18 protein-coding genes are annotated in these 17,808 nt (G+C 35.8%); 11 read left to right on the top strand and 7 right to left on the bottom strand.

What is annotated here, in order from left to right; genetic code table 11:
- Positions 1 to 28: 28 nt before the first annotated feature.
- Positions 29 to 925 carry a PucR family transcriptional regulator gene (locus BLP50_RS07110; protein ID WP_090153118.1) on the bottom strand — a complete coding sequence of 299 codons (897 nt, stop codon included), beginning with the start codon at positions 923 to 925 and terminating at the stop codon, positions 29 to 31.
- 160 nt (positions 926 to 1,085) lie between these two features.
- Positions 1,086 to 2,192, bottom strand: a complete 1,107-nt coding sequence (locus BLP50_RS07105) for an ABC transporter ATP-binding protein (RefSeq protein WP_090153115.1) — start codon at positions 2,190 to 2,192, stop codon at positions 1,086 to 1,088.
- A 266-nt stretch (positions 2,193 to 2,458) separates the two neighbouring features.
- On the opposite strand from BLP50_RS07105, the gene BLP50_RS07100 reads away from it, so the two are divergent.
- From BLP50_RS07100 to dnaB, 3 genes are read left to right on the top strand one after another with little or no spacing between them, the layout of a single operon-like run.
- Positions 2,459 to 4,513: a GGDEF domain-containing protein gene (locus BLP50_RS07100; RefSeq protein ID WP_090153111.1), complete on the top strand. Its 2,055-nt coding sequence runs from the start codon at positions 2,459 to 2,461 to the stop codon at positions 4,511 to 4,513.
- Positions 4,510 to 4,956, top strand: coding sequence for a 50S ribosomal protein L9 (rplI, locus tag BLP50_RS07095; protein WP_090153109.1), 447 nt, complete (start codon positions 4,510 to 4,512; stop codon positions 4,954 to 4,956). Before BLP50_RS07100 ends, rplI begins: the two co-directional genes overlap by 4 nt.
- 2 nt (positions 4,957 to 4,958) lie before the next feature.
- Positions 4,959 to 6,311, top strand: a complete 1,353-nt coding sequence (dnaB, locus tag BLP50_RS07090; protein ID WP_090153106.1) for a replicative DNA helicase — start codon at positions 4,959 to 4,961, stop codon at positions 6,309 to 6,311.
- A gap of 21 nt (positions 6,312 to 6,332) precedes the next feature.
- Here dnaB and BLP50_RS07085 read toward each other — a convergent pair whose 3' ends face one another.
- The 4 genes from BLP50_RS07085 to BLP50_RS07070 are packed head-to-tail and all read right to left on the bottom strand — an operon-like array spanning position 6,333 to position 9,738.
- Positions 6,333 to 6,908 carry an accessory gene regulator ArgB-like protein gene (locus BLP50_RS07085; protein WP_090153104.1) on the bottom strand — a complete coding sequence of 192 codons (576 nt, stop codon included), beginning with the start codon at positions 6,906 to 6,908 and terminating at the stop codon, positions 6,333 to 6,335.
- 13 nt (positions 6,909 to 6,921) lie between these two features.
- Positions 6,922 to 7,659, bottom strand: coding sequence for a LytR/AlgR family response regulator transcription factor (locus BLP50_RS07080; protein ID WP_090153101.1), 738 nt, complete (start codon positions 7,657 to 7,659; stop codon positions 6,922 to 6,924).
- A gap of 29 nt (positions 7,660 to 7,688) precedes the next feature.
- Positions 7,689 to 9,035, bottom strand: coding sequence for a sensor histidine kinase (locus BLP50_RS07075; protein WP_242869236.1), 1,347 nt, complete (start codon positions 9,033 to 9,035; stop codon positions 7,689 to 7,691).
- 4 nt (positions 9,036 to 9,039) lie between these two features.
- Positions 9,040 to 9,738, bottom strand: coding sequence for a response regulator transcription factor (locus BLP50_RS07070; RefSeq protein WP_090153098.1), 699 nt, complete (start codon positions 9,736 to 9,738; stop codon positions 9,040 to 9,042).
- Positions 9,739 to 9,899: 161 nt separating this feature from the next.
- Between BLP50_RS07070 and BLP50_RS07065 the strand changes: the two genes are divergently transcribed.
- From BLP50_RS07065 to BLP50_RS07030, 8 genes are all read left to right on the top strand, one after another.
- On the top strand, positions 9,900 to 10,670 hold the full coding sequence (locus BLP50_RS07065; RefSeq protein WP_090153095.1) for an ABC transporter ATP-binding protein: 771 nt from the start codon (positions 9,900 to 9,902) through the stop codon (positions 10,668 to 10,670).
- Positions 10,667 to 11,386, top strand: coding sequence for an ABC transporter permease (locus BLP50_RS07060; RefSeq protein ID WP_090153093.1), 720 nt, complete (start codon positions 10,667 to 10,669; stop codon positions 11,384 to 11,386). The genes BLP50_RS07065 and BLP50_RS07060 overlap by 4 nt, the downstream gene beginning before the upstream one ends.
- Positions 11,387 to 11,396: 10 nt before the next feature.
- Complete coding sequence (locus BLP50_RS07055) at positions 11,397 to 12,146, top strand: ABC transporter permease (protein ID WP_090153090.1); 750 nt, start codon at positions 11,397 to 11,399, stop codon at positions 12,144 to 12,146.
- A 292-nt stretch (positions 12,147 to 12,438) separates the two neighbouring features.
- On the top strand, positions 12,439 to 14,418 hold the full coding sequence (locus tag BLP50_RS07050; protein WP_090153087.1) for a lanthionine synthetase LanC family protein: 1,980 nt from the start codon (positions 12,439 to 12,441) through the stop codon (positions 14,416 to 14,418).
- Between the two features lie 479 nt (positions 14,419 to 14,897).
- On the top strand, positions 14,898 to 15,629 hold the full coding sequence (locus BLP50_RS07045; RefSeq protein WP_090153084.1) for a LytR/AlgR family response regulator transcription factor: 732 nt from the start codon (positions 14,898 to 14,900) through the stop codon (positions 15,627 to 15,629).
- Between the two features lie 253 nt (positions 15,630 to 15,882).
- Positions 15,883 to 16,947 carry a sensor histidine kinase gene (locus tag BLP50_RS07040; protein WP_176753719.1) on the top strand — a complete coding sequence of 355 codons (1,065 nt, stop codon included), beginning with the start codon at positions 15,883 to 15,885 and terminating at the stop codon, positions 16,945 to 16,947.
- 81 nt (positions 16,948 to 17,028) lie between these two features.
- Entirely contained in the window at positions 17,029 to 17,169 is a 141-nt protein-coding gene (locus tag BLP50_RS07035) for a cyclic lactone autoinducer peptide (RefSeq protein WP_090153078.1), read from the top strand.
- 160 nt (positions 17,170 to 17,329) lie between these two features.
- Positions 17,330 to 17,542 (top strand): hypothetical protein, encoded by a 213-nt coding sequence (locus BLP50_RS07030; protein WP_090153076.1) that lies wholly within the window; start codon positions 17,330 to 17,332, stop codon positions 17,540 to 17,542.
- A 39-nt stretch (positions 17,543 to 17,581) separates the two neighbouring features.
- Here the strand turns inward: BLP50_RS07030 and BLP50_RS07025 are convergent, their stop codons facing one another.
- Positions 17,582 to 17,788, bottom strand: a complete 207-nt coding sequence (locus BLP50_RS07025) for a DUF1858 domain-containing protein (protein WP_090153075.1) — start codon at positions 17,786 to 17,788, stop codon at positions 17,582 to 17,584.
- Between the last annotated feature and the right edge of the window lie 20 nt (positions 17,789 to 17,808).

Raw genomic sequence — 17,808 nt, 5'->3', positions numbered from 1 at the left:
ACCTAAAAATAGGAGCCATTTTAGGCTCCTATTTTTGACTATTTATATAGTTATAAAGCATAAGTGAAATCTTAACAGTGATTGCATCGGAGAACTTGCGGACGTCGTAGCCAGTTAAATCAGCAAATTTGTCCAGGCGATAGATGAGTGTGTTACGGTGAATGAACATCTTACGGCTAGTCTCAGCTAGTGAGAGATCATTGGCGAAAAATGAATCTAAAAGGTTCAAAGTCTCCTCGTCAATTTGTGACAAGAGGTCGATATTGATATGTTTGTTTAAATAAGCTTCAACTTCTTCCTCTGGAATATTATAAAGTAGACGGCCAAGTCCCAGATCGTCATAACAGTATATGCGACCATTAGAGTTAAATGTGTTGCCGATGTTCATTGCAAGGATGCTATCCTTGTATGAAGCAGGTAATTCTTTGAAGGTATTTACTGACTTGCTATAGCTAAGCTTGAAGGATGTAAAGGCCTCAGCCTCAAGCATATCTAAATATGAGTTAGCAATTTGTACTATCTCTTCCTTAGAAGGAATAGATTCGTAATTTATTATGATTACGATGTGTTTGTTATCTACCTCAAGGACCACATCTTTGGAATCAGGAAGGAGACTCTTTAGTAGAGATACAGCTTCCTTAGTGTAGTCTGCTTGGCTTTCGAGATAGAAAACCTGGCGTATACCATTTTCTTCAATGTGAAATCTATGGAGAGAAGAAACAGCGTCAGAGTAGGCAAGCTCCCCTCTAAGATAGAGACGGTATAGTCCGCTCTTAGAATCTACAGCATTAAAATGAATAATCATTTCTTTTAGCTTATTTAAGGTTTCCTCGTCAGATAAACCTGTATCAGAAATCTCAAAATTAATGCCAGTAGCTCTATTTAATTGCTCCAATAGTTTATCTTTTTTTTCTTCGAAGTTCATAAAACAATATTCCCCATAAATAGAAATCTTCTTAAGTAAGTAAACATAATTATAATACAAGGAAAAATCATTTTCATCTGAAAAGGGATAAATGTTGGATAAATAAAAATGGCCATAAAAAAACTGGATGCGATTTACGCATCCAGTCTTAAAATTCTTACTAGTTAGTAATTGTAAGCTCTGTTTCCTTATCGAAGAAGTGAGCCTTTTCCATATCAAGAGCGAACTGAACTGTGTCACCACCTCTTGCAGTTGTACGAGGATCAACTCTAGCTGTAACCTGAGTTCCAGCATAATCAAAGTATAAGTAAACCTCAGCACCGAGAAGCTCGTATACAGAAATCTTAGCTTCGATAACTGAAGAAGACTGTGTAGCAACGAAGATCTGAGAATCGTGAATATCCTCTGGACGGATACCAAGGATAACTTCCTTACCACCGTAGTTCTTCTCGTTAAGAGCCTTAGCCTTAGCTGTAGGAACCTGAAGTGTAGCACCGTTAACCTGGATAGAAGTACAATCATCATTGAGCTTACCATCAAGGAAGTTCATCTGTGGAGAACCGATGAATCCAGCAACGAAGAGGTTGCATGGCTTCTGATAAAGATTAGCTGGTGTATCGATCTGCTGAACAACACCGTCCTTCATAACTACGATTCTTGTACCAAGTGTCATAGCCTCTGTCTGATCATGTGTAACGTAGATCATTGTAGCTCCAAGTGAATCATGAAGCTTAGAAATCTCAGTTCTCATCTGAACACGAAGCTTAGCATCGAGGTTTGAAAGAGGCTCATCCATAAGGAATACCTTAGGATTACGAACGATTGCACGACCCATAGCAACACGCTGTCTCTGACCACCTGAAAGAGCCTTTGGCTTTCTATCAAGAAGCTTCTCAAGGTCAAGAATCTTAGCTGCCTCGCGAACCTTTCTATCGATTTCATCCTTTGGTACCTTACGTAACTTAAGACCAAATGCCATGTTATCATAAACTGTCATGTGTGGATAAAGAGCATAGTTCTGGAAAACCATTGCGATATCTCTATCCTTTGGCTCTACGTCGTTCATAAGCTTGCCATCGATGAGAAGCTCACCAGATGTAATCTCCTCAAGACCTGCAATCATACGAAGTGTTGTAGACTTACCACAACCAGAAGGACCTACGAAGATGATGAACTCCTGATCCTGAATCTCGAGATTGAAATCCTTTACAGCATGGAAGCCGTTAGGGTATTTCTTATTAATGTTTTTTAATGAAATGTCTGCCATAATAAAATATCCTCTCTTTTAAATATTGGGTTACCCCTTAACTATCTACGATTATAAAAAATGAAGAAAATGTGAACAATGTTAGAATAACCAAAAATAGAAGGAGGCTTTCGGTATTTTACCAAGCCATTGTAAAATGTGCACAAACCAGCATGTATGGAATTAAGCACATATTCTATACTTGGATATAAAAATATATAATTTAGAAATGAATATGATATAATGACAAAAGTGTTAGATTGGAATAACCATCGGGAGAATTATTTATGGAAGCATTAAAATATAGGAATCGTTTAAGGCGATATCTCAGATTTCCTCTATACATGCTTATTATATTTTTAATAGGTTGTATCGTACTTAGTTTCGTAGATACTAAAATAGCAGAGATTATGACTGCATTTGTAGTTATCTATGGCATTCTTTGCTTTATTTATTACAGAGCAAATATCAAATCATTTAAAAACACAATAGTAGAATATGCTATTCACTATGGCACAGTTCAAAAGGAGCTCATTAAGAACTTTAGGCTTCCTTATGTTCTTTTGGATTCCACCGGAAGAGTCATGTGGATGAATGAGGAATTTTGCCAGTTGGTTGACAAGAGCAAGACATACAACAAGTCGATTACCAGCATTTTCTCAGAGATTACCCGTGAGGGAATTGAGCATGCCAAGGAAGACAACTTTGACATTCATGTTGAGTACAATGAGAGAAAGTACCTTGCATGTCTTCAGAGACTTGATGTCAGCGAGCCACTTTCAGGAGCTATGGCTACAGAGATGGATGAGAGTGCTGATGGACTTGTAGCAATCATCCTATTTGACGAGACAGATATCCAGGCTACTAAGGCCAAGATTAACGACCAGGCAATGGTCATGGCTTTATTATATGTAGATAATTATGACGAAGTATTTGATCAGGTTGAAAATGCTAAGCGTTCAATGCTTCTTGCATTATTAGATAGAAAGATAAACAAGTACTTTGGCGAGGCAGAAGCAGTAGTCAGACGTCTTGAGAAGGACAAATACCTTATTATTTTCCAGCACAAGTATTTAGAGATGTTTGAAAATGATAAGTTCTCTATTGTAGAGGATATTACTACTATTAAAATGGGCAACGATAAGGACATCACAGTCAGCCTTGGAATCGGTCTTGGCAGTGATGATTACACTCAAAAGGCACAGTACGCACACATGGCTATCGACCTTGCTCTTGCAAGAGGTGGTTGCCAGGTAGTAGTTAAAAATGGTCAGAATGTTTCATACTATGGCACTCATGGTAAGGAAGTAGAGCGTACCACACGAGTTAAGGCTAGAGTTAAGGCTCAGGCCCTTCGTGAGCTCATGGAGTCTAGAGATAGAATTATTGTTATGGGTCACAATCTTTCAGATGCTGACTGTCTTGGCGCATCTGTAGGTGTGTTCTGTGCAGGTCGTGAGATTGGCAAGCCGGTAAATATTGTTATAGATACCATTACAGGTGCCATGAGACCTGTAGTTGAAAGCTTTACTAGCAGGGATGAGTATCCGGATGATATGTTCATCACATCGGAGCAGGCTCTTAATATTTGCAACGACAATACACTTATAATGGTAGTTGATACCAATAGACCTAGCTACGTTGAGTGTCCAGGCCTACTATATAAGAATAAAAATATCGTTGTTATCGACCATCATAGACAGGTGGAAGAGATTATTGAGAATCCAATTCTTTCATATATTGAGCCATATGCATCATCAGCCAGTGAGATGATTGCAGAAGTGCTTCAGTATTTTGCAGACAAGATTAATATCAACCCAACAGAGGCTGATTGTATTTACGCTGGTATCTTAATCGATACCAACAACTTCATGACTAAGACTGGTGTACGTACTTTTGAGGCGGCAGCATTCTTAAGACGTAATGGCGCAGAGGTTACTAGAGTTAGAAAGATGCTCCGTGAGAACATGGAGACATACAAGGCAAGAGCTGAGATTGTCAGAAACGCTACCACTTATCACGATGCATTTGCTATCGCAGAGTGTGAGCCAGATGGCAACTTAGAATCGCCTACAGTAGTTGGTGCTCAGGCTGCTAACGAGCTACTTAATATAGTAGGAATCAAGGCATCCTTTGTACTTACAAAATTCATGGACAAGATATTTATCAGCTCCCGTTCAATCGATGAGATTGATGTGCAGAGTATCATGACACGCCTTGGTGGTGGTGGCCATGTGAATATTGCAGGAGCTCAGATTCAGAATAGGACAATCGAAGAGGTTAGAGCAGACCTTGAGGAGACAATTGATAAGATGCTTGAAGAAGGAGAAATAAAGCTATGAAAGTAATTTTACTTGCAGATGTTAAATCCCTTGGCAAAAAGGGAGAGGTAGTTGAGGTAAGTGAAGGCTACGCAAGAAACATGCTTTTCAAGAAAAAGCTTGGTGTAGAAGCTACCAATGCAGCACTTAATGATTTAAAGCTTCAGAATAAGCATGATGAAAAAGTTGCTCAGGAGAATTATGAAGCAGCGGTTGCTTTTGCTAAGGAAATCGAAGAGTGGAAAGTAGAGACTAAAATCAAAACTGGAGAGGGCGGAAGAACATTTGGCTCTGTATCTTCAAAGGAAATAGCTGAGGCAGCTAAGAAGCAATACAATAAAGAAATCGATAAAAAGAAAATCGTGATGGATGACCCAATCAGATCACTTGGAACATACGAGGTAAAGGTTAAGCTTCATCCAAAGGTTACAGCTACACTTAGAGTACACGTGGGAGAACAATAAGGATAATGGAAGATGTTATTCGCAGACAGATGCCTAATTCCATAGAAGCTGAGAAATCTGTCATTGGTTCAATGATCAGTGACAGAGACACTATCGTAGAGTGCTCTGAGATTCTTCTTAGAGATGATTTTTATCATCAGCAATACGGCGCTTTGTTTGAGGCTATCGTAGAGCTTTACAATGCAGGTGAGCCTGTTGATGAAGTTACTCTACAGAACAAGCTTAGGGAAAAGGGCGTAGGACCAGAGATTGCATCTCTTGAGGCAATACAGGATTTGATTCTTTCTGTTCCTACAACAGTTAATGCTAAAAACTATGCCAACATCGTCAAGGATAAGGCATTACTTAGAAACATAATAAAAGTTAATCAGAATATTGAAAACATGTGCTTTGAGGGTACAGAGGACGTTGATAGTATTTTGAATCAGACAGAAAAGGATATCTTTTCTCTTGTTCAGAATCGCGGTGAGACAGACTATGTTCCAATCAGACAGGTTGTTATGAATGCCATTGCTAAAATCGAGCAGGCTTCAAAACAAAAGGGTGTTGTTACAGGTATTCCTACAGGATTTATTGACCTTGATAGACAGACAGCCGGCCTACAGCCATCTGATTTGATTCTTATTGCAGCCCGTCCTTCAATGGGTAAGACAGCATTTGTTTTGAACTTGGCACAGCATATTACTATTCATGAGCATTTGTGTGCAGCAATATTCTCTCTGGAAATGTCAAAGGAGCAGCTGGTTAACCGTCTCTTCGCACTTGAATCGCGAGTAGATGCCCAAAAGCTCCGTACAGGTAACCTTCAGGAAGCCGATTGGGAGAATCTTGTTGAGGGTGCTGGTAAGATTGGTAATTCCAAGCTGATTATCGACGATACCCCTGGTATTTCCATTAGCCAGATGCGTAGTAAATGTCGTAAATATAAGATGGAGATGGGACTTAACATTATCATCATCGACTACTTACAGTTGATGACAGGTTCTGGTAAGTCAGAGAGTAGACAGCAGGAGATTTCTGAGATTTCACGTTCTCTTAAGGCTCTTGCCCGTGAGCTTAATGTTCCGGTTATCGCACTATCACAGCTTTCTCGAGCTGTAGAGCAGAGACCAGATCATAGACCTATGATGTCTGACTTGCGTGAGTCCGGAGCCATCGAGCAGGATGCGGACGTGGTTATGTTCATCTATCGTGATGATTACTATAACCATGATTCTGAGATGAAGGGTGTATCAGAAATCATTGTAGCTAAGCAGCGTAATGGTCCTATCGGAACCATTGAGCTTACATGGCTTCCAGAATACACTCGTTTCGCTAACAGAGATAGAAGTCAATATTCAAATAGAGAAGAGTAGAGCACAGGCTCTACTCTTTTTTTAATGTTTATGTACTTGAGGAAAAAGCTTTGGTATCAAAGAGCTGATGATTAAATCAGCAAATGTTATAAACTCTAAGAATAGGTATCTGCTTGATTTAGTTAAATAGAGAATAATAGAAAGGAGGATACAAAATACTAGAATAATATTTGTCTTTCTTTTAAAAATAGAATTCTCTTCTTCAGTAACAGGTCTATTTGGATGATTGATAGGTCCAATAATAAAAAGAATTATAGGAAATAGAATACATCCAATAAGAGATATGTAATCTGGAAAAGAAATGAATTTAACCAGCAATAGGGTGGCTGTCAACATAAAGCAGGACAATAAATAACAGTGGAAAAATTTATTAAGATGAAGTCCACCTGCCAAAGACCTAAGAGGCATAAAAATACATGAAAAAAGAATGCACTCAAAAAACATGCCGAGGCAGATTCCGATAATAAAAGTGGAGATAAAACTGATGCTTAGTTCCAAAAAGCAAGTAAATCCATAGACATAGATATCATAACTTTCTTCTGAGATAGCATCTTTAGAAAGGATATAATCTGTAAGTTTAATTGCAAGTTTCTCCATGATTCCCTCCTTATTAAACGGACATCTTATTAGCTGCAAGCTCTAAAATAGCAGCTTTAATTGCTTTTTGTCTGTCTGCACTTATTTTCAGTTCAATATCCTTGTCGCAAAAACCAAGGGTAAGATAATAGAAATTTAATTTCTTAATGTAGTGATAATTTACATAATAAGACTGATGAGGGCGCAAGAAAACAAACTTGGAGCCTTCCAATTTCTTCTCCACGTCCTTTAGCTTGCCATAAAAATATGTGGTAGAGCCATCATTTAAATGAATGTAAATTGTACGATTGTTACTTTCAAAATAAACGATATCTCGCAAAGGACATTTCTTAATTTCCTTGTTAAATGAAAACTGGAAATATTCTTCATTGTCTTGAACTCGGTTATAGGCTTCATTGAAATATCTAATCAGCCTATCCTTATCCAGAGGTTTAGAGATAAATCTAAAAGGCTCAACTTCGAATAGTTCCTTTAAATAATCATCAAATCCAGAAATATAAATTATAAGAACAGAAGAATCTATTTTTCTTATCTCTCTTGCAGTCTCAAGGCCATCAAGCTTTTTCATTTCAATATCGAGAAAAATAATATTGTAAGAAGTTCCTTGTTTAAATGACTTTAAAAGAAAGTATCCATCAGTAAAAACTTCTATATCGGCATTTATTTTTTTCTCGTCGCATTCAGATATGATGATGTCTTCTACCTGAGAAGAAAAAGCGGTGTCATCATCGCAAATAGCAATCTTTAACATTATTATATCCTCCCTTATTTTACATAAAACTAAAACGATAGGATGGTTTTATAGCCTGTAGATACTTCCGGTGTATCTAAAGTACCACCATGAGCTTCAATAATTTGCTTAACAATAATTAAACCAAGGCCATGCCTTAAATCAAGTCTTTCATCTAACGCCTCAAAATAGTGTGGTTTTTTTTGTTCCCCAGCCATGTCTTTTGAAACACCAACACCATTATCACTGACTATAATTTGAAGTCTTCCTTCATGAGTTGCTAATTCAATAGTAATATCACATCCATCTGGATTATGTCTAATGCTATTGTTTACCAGGTTAGAAAGAGCTCTTTCTATAAGTCTTTCATTGCAATTTAATTCTAAGAGTTCAGCCGAAGGTGCAATTTCAAGAGATATAGAATATGGTTCATCTAATCCTTCATTTATTATATTAGCCACAAAGGAACGAATCAATTTAGAAATACGTATATACGATAATGATAATGGTTGCATATTATATTCAAGCATTGAAAATAGATTCAAATCAGAAACTAAATCCTTTATTCTAATGGAATTTTGTCCGATTATATCAGCATATTTTGATATCTCATCATCAACTAGAGGCTGATTTTTAATCTTATCAGAGTATCCCAGTATGAGAGATAGTGGAGTTCGTATGTCATGTGAAACACCAGAAATCCAATTAACTCTAGCTTCATTTTGTCGGTTTATAACATAGGAAGCACGGTTAACGGATTCAGCTACTTCTGATAGCTGTCCATTTTCTGCTAAATTAACAGGTTTTCCAGAAGCTAGAGATTCAATACCATCAATTATTGGTTTGATATTTGAAATAAATTTATTCTTTGACCGCAAGTAAATAAGAATAATAATAGCTAAATCCAGTAGTAGAAGAGTAAGTAAAAATAGCGGCAATTTTCTTAGTGCCTTTATGGAAAAATAATTGGATTGCAGCTTAAAATAGCTATCCTTTGGGTAGCCAAGAATCAGTAACCCATCATCATTTGTATGTAAAAATACTGGATAATCATTTAGATAACCTTTTGATATAACAGCTATATCATTTATTAAATATTTATCTGAAATATCACTTGGAGCCTGATGGTTCCACATCACATTTCCATCCAAATCAAGGTAGATTGCCCAGACATTATATTTGTTAAGGATATTTTGAGCAGAATTAGAAATGCCAGAGATACTACAATCATCTTGAACCGCAGAAAGGACCTGTAGAGGTGAAGACTTAGTATAATCCGTCTTTACGATTTTATAGAAGCTAGTAATGAAGATAATAATATTAATGAAAACTAAAGCGCATAAAAGAAGGATTAATCTGGAAAACTGTTTTGAAATATACTTAAGGTAAGGTCGCATACTTTTATTCCTTTGTAATAAGCCTATAGCCTAATCCTTTTACCGTAAGAAGTGAAACAGGAGCAGAAGGATTAGATTCTATTTTCTCTCTAATTCTACGTATATGAGTATTCAAACTGTTTTCATAACCAAATGGATTGTCTCCCCAAAGAGCTTCGCAAATTGAATCTACTGTAACAATTCTGCCGGAATTATCTGCAAGAGTTTTAAGCAAAATATGCTCTTTTGCAGTAAGAGGGATGATTTCCGCTCCCTTTAAAACCTCTGCTCTTTCAAAATCTATTTGACATGCATCTAAAGTAATAACAGATGAATCATTTTTATAGGACCGTCTAAGAACTGCGCAGATACGAAGAAGCAGCTCCTGAGGTAAAAAAGGCTTTACGATATAGTCATCAGCTCCAAGTCCAAGTCCTGTCAGCCTAGAATCAATGGCATCCTTTGCTGTAAGAAAAATAATAGGAATCTTTGACATGGCATTTATCTGATTAAAAAGGGTAAATCCATCTCCATCAGGAAGCATAACATCAAGAACAGCCATATCAGGAGCCTCTGCCTGAAATGTTGCAATGGCCTCAGCCATGGTCGATGCTAAAACAATATTCTTAAACCCAGACTCCACTAAGATGTTTTTCACCATATTAAGTAAGGCAGGTTCATCATCTACTATTAATATTTTCTTCGAATAAATATACGCATCCATAAAAATGTTACCTTTCGGCTTGGATTATAACATAAATACTGTTGCTTTATGCATAAAAAGGAAAAAGTTAGGTAAAAGTAAGGTTATGAGAAAGGAAATGTAAGGATGGAGTTATATGCTAGAAGCATGAAATGATATTGCAATGAAAAGGGAGGTAGAAAATGCTTACTAAAAATATGATTAGTACTGTAGGCCTTACGAAAAAATATAAAAACTTCGTATCAGTTAACAGAGTAAATATTCATGTTAGGAAAGGAACAATTTATGGTTTCTTGGGACCAAATGGAGCAGGAAAATCTACTACCATGAAAATGCTTCTTGGAATGACAAAACCTACAGCAGGAAGATTTCACGTAAATGGGAAGGTGATGCCGGAGGATAGAATAGAAATCCTAAGAAATGTTGGCTCATTTATTGAATCTCCAGCATACTATCCCAATCTAACTGGTCGGGAGAATCTAGAGATAATAAGAAAGATTTTAAATCTAAAGAAAAAGGATGTGGATGATGCGCTGGAGCTTGTGGGACTTTCAGAGTATGGAGACAGACTGGTGAAGAAGTATTCCCTTGGAATGAAGCAAAGACTAGGACTGGCAGGAGCATTGATTGGAAGACCACCAATTTTAATTCTTGATGAGCCAACAAATGGACTTGATCCAGCAGGAATTCACGAGATTAGAAATCTAATAAAGGAATTGCCAAAGATGTACAACTGCACAATTATGATTTCCTCACATATGCTTTCAGAAATCGAGTTGATGGCAGATGACATTGGAATTTTAAACCATGGAAAGCTTCTATTTGAAGGCAGTATAGAGGAACTGAGAGCTGAAGCAAAAATGCAAGGATTTAATGATAACAATTTGGAGGAAATGTTCCTTTCCATGATAGATGCGGATAATAGCCGCAGGAAGCAGAGGGCAGTATTATGATTGTCCTTGAACTGAAAAAGGAAAAGAGAACAGGACTTGTAGCCATCCTATTTATAACCGGAATAGTAGGAGCCTTATATGTGCTTTTAAATTATAAAATTCGTGGAAATACACTTTTAAGCATGCCACTTGATCCAATGGACGTACTTCTAACACAGCTATACGGAATGATAATGGTAATCAACATGTTTGCAATTGTAATAGCAACCAGTATTGCATATAACATGGAGTTTTCAGGATTAGCTATTAAGAAAATGTATGTGCTTCCAATAAGCATGTGGAAAGTTTTTGTAGCAAAATTTCTCATAATAACAAGCACATTTTTTGTAGCGATAGTGATTCAAAATTCTGCATTGATGTGGATAGGAATAAGCGAACTGGGTTCTGATAAATATGATATGGGAGTGTTTCTAATGTTTGTCTTATATTCATATATTACATCTTTGCCGGTTATAAGCTTCATGCTGATGACATCATCAGTATTTGAAAGTATATGGGTGACAATTGGTATTGGCGTGGCAGGATTCTTAAGTGCAGTTGCACTACAAGGTAGTGAGGCCAAATATGTGTTGTGTCATCCATTTATAGTAATGTTTAAACCTGCTATTGCTATGACGGCAAAAAGTGATTTGGTTGTTATAGCAATAGCAATATTAGAAAGCATAGTTTTTTTCGTGATTGGAATTGTGATTGCTGAATATAAAAAATCAGATTAAGGGGGACATAATGATAGCGATAGAATTTAAAAAGATAAAAAGGTCATGGATTGTACCACTTATATTTATTGCGCCGATTTTAGTGGTGGCATCAGGAATATCAAACTTAAGCCAGTATTTTACACCTGAGTATACAAGCGCTTGGCCAGCAATGTTTATACAAAGCGCCCTAGTGTATGCATACTACCTGCTGCCACTGAGTATGATTGTAGTATGTGTAATGATATCAGCTAGGGAAACTCAAAATAATGGAATTCTAAAAATGTTGGCATTGCCAGTAGATAGAGCAAAATTATCATTGGCAAAATTTGCTGTAATCCTTACATTCCTATTCCTAGAGATTTTAGTATTCTTTGTAATTTTCGTAGTTGCTGGGAAAATAGCAATTTCAAGCCACAAAATTTCGGAGGACATTCCTCTTTTCTATTTAGTAACTTGCTGTGTGAAATTATTCTTAACGATGATTCCAGCAGTGGCACTGATGTGGGCAATAACAGTGGTTTTTGAAAAGCCAATTTTATCAATAGGGGTAAATATTTTTCTGGTGCTTCCAGGAATTTTAGTTGCAAATACAGGCGCATGGATTTTGTATCCATACTGCTATAGTGGATATTTGATTTCCTGTTCCCTTAGAGATTTTACAACTGAAACTAACAGTGCAAGATTTCAGTTGTTACCATTTTTACCATGCGCAGTAGTTATGTTTATACTGGCTCTTATGCTTTCAGTATATAAATTTGGGAAAAAGGAGATGGCTTAGCTGTGGAAAATGACATGGAAAAGGGGGAAAAATTACAAGGAGACGAATAGAACAGTTTTTAAATGTTAGAATCCACTAATAATCCTATTAAAGAGAAAAGACCTAAGCAGAATACCTAATGCTGCTTTTATTAATTATTTAGATGCACATACAAATCTTTTTTTAAAGACTAAGAAACTATAAACTTCACAACATTGTAAACAATTCTCGGATAGGATTCTTTCTAAGCCGCTTGGGGATGTTCCTAAGCGGCTTTGATTTTAAAGGGAGAAAGTAGATTGGTGGGTTAGTTATGAATAGTAAAAGCGTATTATCTATTGAGTTCACAAAGGAAAGCAAAATAATTTTCAAGCAAACTTACAATAGAAATATTGAGTTTTTTAAGGGGTTTGCGGCTGTTTTTTTAGGAGAAGAATACAGGAGAATATATGATTCCTTAAATGCTGATGAAGGAACATGGCTGAAATTTGTTGAACAGAAATCCGTTAATTCTCAGGGGGAAATAAAACAGTTTTACTATAACTATGGAAAGCTGATTTATGTAACCTACATCCTTGGAATTAATGATTTGCACTTTGAGAATTTAATTGTCAAAGGGGTTTATCCTGTAATAAAGGATATAGAGACAATATTTGCATCATATTTATTTTTATACATTCAAAAGCCAGAATATGATGCCCAGTATAATGCTACCAAAAAGCTAATGTACGGAACTATGGCTACAGGTCTTGTTCCTGTTTTTGACATGTCTATTGAATGCGGAAAAGATATAATACAAGGCTTCAATGATGCTAATGAAATTTTTAGAAGCAATAAGCAAAAGATATACAAGTACATTGAAGGAAATATCGATAAGGTAGAGTCGAGAATCGTTCCAAACGTCTATTGGAGAGCCAAGGATAAATGCGCATATAGTTCAGCTGATTCTTCTATGGATAAAATTATGGATGTAAGAGATTTTGATATAACGGCCATAAAAGACATAATCGAATATCAAACATCTGACAACACTATTGAAGAGCAAAAAAATCTGATTTATAACGCAATGCTTCTAAGCAAAGCTACTAGCGTCAAATATCAAGAAAAAGGCGTGGAAACTAAAGCAATAAAAGCTAATCCTGCTTCAGAAGAAGTGCTAAGAGATAATGTTGATAGAAATATAATTTTAGGCAAAGATAATACGATCGCATGGTTGGGACTTATAGTAAATGACCAGGAGAAGTTGGAATATGCTATGGCAGATTGGTCATTGTATTCAGGTGTCAGTGGAATAGGTCTTATGTACTACACTGAGTGGTTGAATACAGGGGATAGAAATGCTGTAGCTATCTTGCAACTTATATTAAAAACAATGAAAAGAGAGTATGACCTAGGAAAGTTTGAATCCTATGACATTTCCTACTTCTGTGGTCTTACAGGAATGTATTCATTTATAAAAAAGGTAGAAAACATACCTGGAATAGAGCTGTTTGGTTTAAAGGATTCTCTTGAGAAGTTGATTGAAAAAAATATCGCATATACGAATTGCTATGATTTATTATCTGGCGTTCATTCAGCGGTCCTTTATTATTACGGAGACTATAAAGAGAATTATTTTAGCAGAAAAATAATAACAGCTATAACCTATCATTTTATGGACAATTACAAGAATCAAAAGATGGATGACAGCTGTAGTTTTGCAAGTTTCCCTCACGGATACACAGGACTAATGACATCTTTGCTTTGCATGAATCGAGTTGTAAAAGATGATAGATTTTCCATCTTAATTAAGAAAGCATGGGAGAAAGAAAAAAAGTTAAAAGTATCTGATTTCAATTGGATTGATAATAGAAAAGCAGATGGAAGTAGCTCACACAATTGGTGTCATGGTTCATGCGGAATTATGCAAGCTAGATTGTTTTGGTATAAAGAGGAGTTCCTAGGGGATATAGATATTGATTATACAGAGGAGGAATTGTTCAGAGATCTAAGGGAATATAAGAAATTAATAGAGGCAAGTAATATAAACGTAAATAATTATTCCCTATGTCATGGAAATTTTGCTCTCCTAGACTATTTGATTTCATTTGAAAGATTAACAGGAGAGAGAATGGATAAAAAATATACACAGCAGATATTTGAAAAGGCAAAAGAAGATGGATATAGCTGTATGGGCACACAAGCAACAATTAATCCTATGGGATATATGGTTGGTGAAACAGGAATAAGATATCTTCTGAATCGATATGAGAATAAGAATATTAAATCGATTTTAGTTTGCGAAAATATCTAAGGTAAAATTTGATGCTACCTGGGTTGCCTATGTTAACAATAATTATTTTTTAGTAGCCGCTGAGGTCACAAAGCCAAAGTTAAGGGGATTGATCTTGCGAGATCGGTCGCAGAAGTTATGAAAAAGAAACTTTTATGAGAAATAAAATAAGTATCAGTTAAATTATATTGAAAAATCTTTCATACCGAGAGACAATAGATAATATTGTTTCAATCCATGTTTTGATGTTGACGACAGTGGTAACCCAGATTGTAGCTATGAGCTAGTCGTGTTTATCTAACGAACTCATTTTGAGGCTTCCGACACAAAAGAGCTGAATTTTCTCCTTCTTGATTTCAGAATACTTTGTGTTGGAAGTATAGCTCAGGCATAAAAAATAGATTAGACTCTTATGGAGTTGATACTATCATTGCGCTTTGTACATATATCATCGTGTAATGGTTTGTATACTAAAGGAATTTGAGGTTTAATAGGCAGAAATGAAAATAGCTATTTGTGATGATGATATAAGTTTTACTTCGAAGCTAGAAGAAATAATTAAGCAAGAAAGTGTGAATTATGGAAAGAAACCGGAGATAGATGTTTTTTTCGATGGAGAAACACTAGTAAAAAGTATTGAAAATGGTCAGCGTTATAGCATGATGTTTCTTGATATAGAGATGAAGAAAATGAATGGCATAACAGCCGCCAGAAGAATACGTCAGTTAGATAGATATACACTTATTATTTATATATCTAGTTATGATGATTATTTAAAAGAGTTATTTGAGGTAGAGCCTTTTAGATTTATCTCAAAGCCTATTCAACTTGAACAACTGAAGCGGTACTGTGCTGAGGCAATAAAAAAAATAGAGGGATTGGACAATCTATTTGCATATAGTTACAACAAGGAAGAATATACTGTGCCAATAAAGGAGATAGTATATTTCGAAAGTAACAAACGATTGATTAATATTCGTATGAATGATGGAACCGAAAGGTCCTTCTATGGAAAGCTCAATAATATAGAAAAAGAAATACAAAAAATAAACAAGCATTTTATACGCATACATCAATCCTTTTTGGTAAACTATTCATACGTAAAAAGAATGACTTATTCTGAGGTGGTTTTAGAGCACAATTATGACGAATTAGTGCTGAGAATTAGCGAGGATAGGAGGTCAGTTGTGAGGCGAAAATTGTGCGAACTAGCAGGGGGATTGCAATTTTAAAATGAATAATTATATGACTTTGTTTTCAGGAATTTTGCTAGCTTTCTTTCAAGTTCTGATTTCAAGAAAGTGCATGGGGGTGTTGCTGGGTTCTGAAAAAGAAGGCATTAAAAGTATAATTATGTGGACGCTATATTACATTTATGTTGCGATCACAATAAATAATATTTCATTTCGAGGCCCGTACTTATTGCTTGGGAATATGCTTTTTTGGGCTATGATAGCGGTTGTTACAAAAAAAGCATCCTTAACAATGAAAGTATTTTCCGCAATAATAATTTGTACGATATGGACGATTGTTGAAGCTATTATTGGCATTACAATAGATTGCCTTGGTATTTCCCATATAGTATCTGATAGAGTGGCAGACTTTTTATCCCAGATGAGTGTGCTCTTAATAGTTATTACTTTAGAGAAATATAAGAAAGATAGGTTTACTAAGGATATATCTCTTAAAACATTTTTTATGCTTGCCTGGATTCCAATAGTAAGCATTTATTTTGAGGCAGTTAGTGTAGATGTCTCGATAAAATATCCAGAATATGATGGCTTTGCAGCAATTGCCAGTGTGGTATTGCTTTTAACAAATTATGTTGTTTTTGATTCATACGACTGGGTAAATAGAACTGTACAATTGCGGGCACAGAATAGACTTTTTGTGCAGCAGATTCAGCTTTGTAGTAGACAAACAGCTGAACAGGAGGCTACATACAAGGAACTACGAAGACTACGTCATGATATGAAAAATCATCTGACTAGTCTCATGGGGATGATTGATTCTGGCGATGCTAATGAGGCCAGGGATTACATAGAGAATTTACTTAATGATGGTAAACTTATAAAAACTGGTGATATAGCAAGAACTGGAAATATCGTTGTAGATTCACTTATTAATTATAAGTACTCTATGGCCAAGGATCTGGGAATAGATTTTAATGCCAATGTATTTATTCCGACTGAGTTACCTTTTAAAAATGAGAATATAGTAATTATTCTTGGAAATTTACTGGAGAATGCTATAGAGGCATGTGTAAAGGTAGATAGTAATAACAGATATATTGGACTTGAAATGGGCTATGAAAAAAATATGCTCCGAATTTGCATTAAAAATAGCTGTGTTGGAGAAATCAAAAAAAATAGTTCGGGAAATATAGAGACAACAAAAGAAGACAAAGAGAATCATGGAATGGGTTTACTTTCCATTAAGATGGCGGCTAAGGAATATGATGGGGATGTATTGATAAAGAATGAGGAGAATGAGTTTACTGTAGTAGTTGTACTATACGAAAATACAGAAAAATTACATGCAGACTGCTAATTTCAACATGAAAAGTGAATATAGCATTATAAGGGGTATAATCCATTTATTCAATGTGAACATCAAAGGGAGGATTTGCATATGAATATGAAAAATGATGTTGTGGCAAATGTATTAGAAAAAGTGGCTAGAGCAACAGCAAAGGCAACAGCAGATACTCGATGTATGTATTTTCATCATCAACCAAAGATGCCTGCTGATCTAAAGAAGTTAAACAAGTAAGATAAGTCAATTATTTGATATAATCGCCAAAATTATTCCCCGGAGTCGTAGCGAAAGCTGCGGCTCCCTTTTCTATAAGAGTTTTATTAGTAAATGAGAATAATGGGAAATTTATGAAGGGGTTAAAAAAATTGTTGATTATATAAAAAAGGGGTAAGGGATGGACGAAAAGAAGCCGTTATTTGATATCGAAAATAAGATATGTGATGAAACTGAAGGCGATAAGGATAAATTAGAAGGCGGATTAAGGGATGTTGATTATGATTTTGCGGTAGAGATTTTTAACGAGGATATGATGAATGCAGCCGCAGCATATGATAGCTCAACTCCTACTGTAAGAAATAGAGATTGTGAAGAAGAAAAGACATTATAAAAAGAGTATCGCAAATGCGATACTCTTTTTTCTTACTTATTAAGCCTTTGAATCAAGGAATGTGTTGATCTCTTCGATGAGGTCATCAGCGTCGATACCGTGTACCATAGCTGCCTCCTCGATTGTCTCCATCTGAGATGATGGGCATCCAAGGCAGTGCATACCGATATTAAGTAAGATAGGAGCTACATCAGCATCAATCTGAAGAAGCTCGCCGATCATAGTTGACTTAGAAACTCTTGCCATTATATGTTCCTTCCTTTCTT

Source organism: Pseudobutyrivibrio sp. AR14 (assembly GCF_900101325.1).
Taxonomy (GTDB): domain Bacteria; phylum Bacillota; class Clostridia; order Lachnospirales; family Lachnospiraceae; genus Pseudobutyrivibrio.
Note: the sequence above shows the minus strand (reverse complement) of the source record. Positions and strands in the feature narration are given on the sequence as shown.

Coding starts and splice junctions, on each gene's coding strand:
- BLP50_RS07110 (WP_090153118.1), bottom strand. CDS start 925: ATGAACTTCGAAGAAAAAAAAGATAAACTATTGGAGCAATTAAATAGA.
- BLP50_RS07105 (WP_090153115.1), bottom strand. CDS start 2,192: ATGGCAGACATTTCATTAAAAAACATTAATAAGAAATACCCTAACGGC.
- BLP50_RS07100 (WP_090153111.1), top strand. CDS start 2,459: ATGGAAGCATTAAAATATAGGAATCGTTTAAGGCGATATCTCAGATTT.
- rplI (WP_090153109.1), top strand. CDS start 4,510: ATGAAAGTAATTTTACTTGCAGATGTTAAATCCCTTGGCAAAAAGGGA.
- BLP50_RS07085 (WP_090153104.1), bottom strand. CDS start 6,908: ATGGAGAAACTTGCAATTAAACTTACAGATTATATCCTTTCTAAAGAT.
- BLP50_RS07080 (WP_090153101.1), bottom strand. CDS start 7,659: ATGTTAAAGATTGCTATTTGCGATGATGACACCGCTTTTTCTTCTCAG.
- BLP50_RS07075 (WP_242869236.1), bottom strand. CDS start 9,035: ATGCGACCTTACCTTAAGTATATTTCAAAACAGTTTTCCAGATTAATC.
- BLP50_RS07070 (WP_090153098.1), bottom strand. CDS start 9,738: ATGGATGCGTATATTTATTCGAAGAAAATATTAATAGTAGATGATGAA.
- BLP50_RS07065 (WP_090153095.1), top strand. CDS start 9,900: ATGCTTACTAAAAATATGATTAGTACTGTAGGCCTTACGAAAAAATAT.
- BLP50_RS07060 (WP_090153093.1), top strand. CDS start 10,667: ATGATTGTCCTTGAACTGAAAAAGGAAAAGAGAACAGGACTTGTAGCC.
- BLP50_RS07055 (WP_090153090.1), top strand. CDS start 11,397: ATGATAGCGATAGAATTTAAAAAGATAAAAAGGTCATGGATTGTACCA.
- BLP50_RS07050 (WP_090153087.1), top strand. CDS start 12,439: ATGAATAGTAAAAGCGTATTATCTATTGAGTTCACAAAGGAAAGCAAA.
- BLP50_RS07045 (WP_090153084.1), top strand. CDS start 14,898: ATGAAAATAGCTATTTGTGATGATGATATAAGTTTTACTTCGAAGCTA.
- BLP50_RS07040 (WP_176753719.1), top strand. CDS start 15,883: ATGAAAGTATTTTCCGCAATAATAATTTGTACGATATGGACGATTGTT.
- BLP50_RS07035 (WP_090153078.1), top strand. CDS start 17,029: ATGAATATGAAAAATGATGTTGTGGCAAATGTATTAGAAAAAGTGGCT.
- BLP50_RS07030 (WP_090153076.1), top strand. CDS start 17,330: ATGGACGAAAAGAAGCCGTTATTTGATATCGAAAATAAGATATGTGAT.
- BLP50_RS07025 (WP_090153075.1), bottom strand. CDS start 17,788: ATGGCAAGAGTTTCTAAGTCAACTATGATCGGCGAGCTTCTTCAGATT.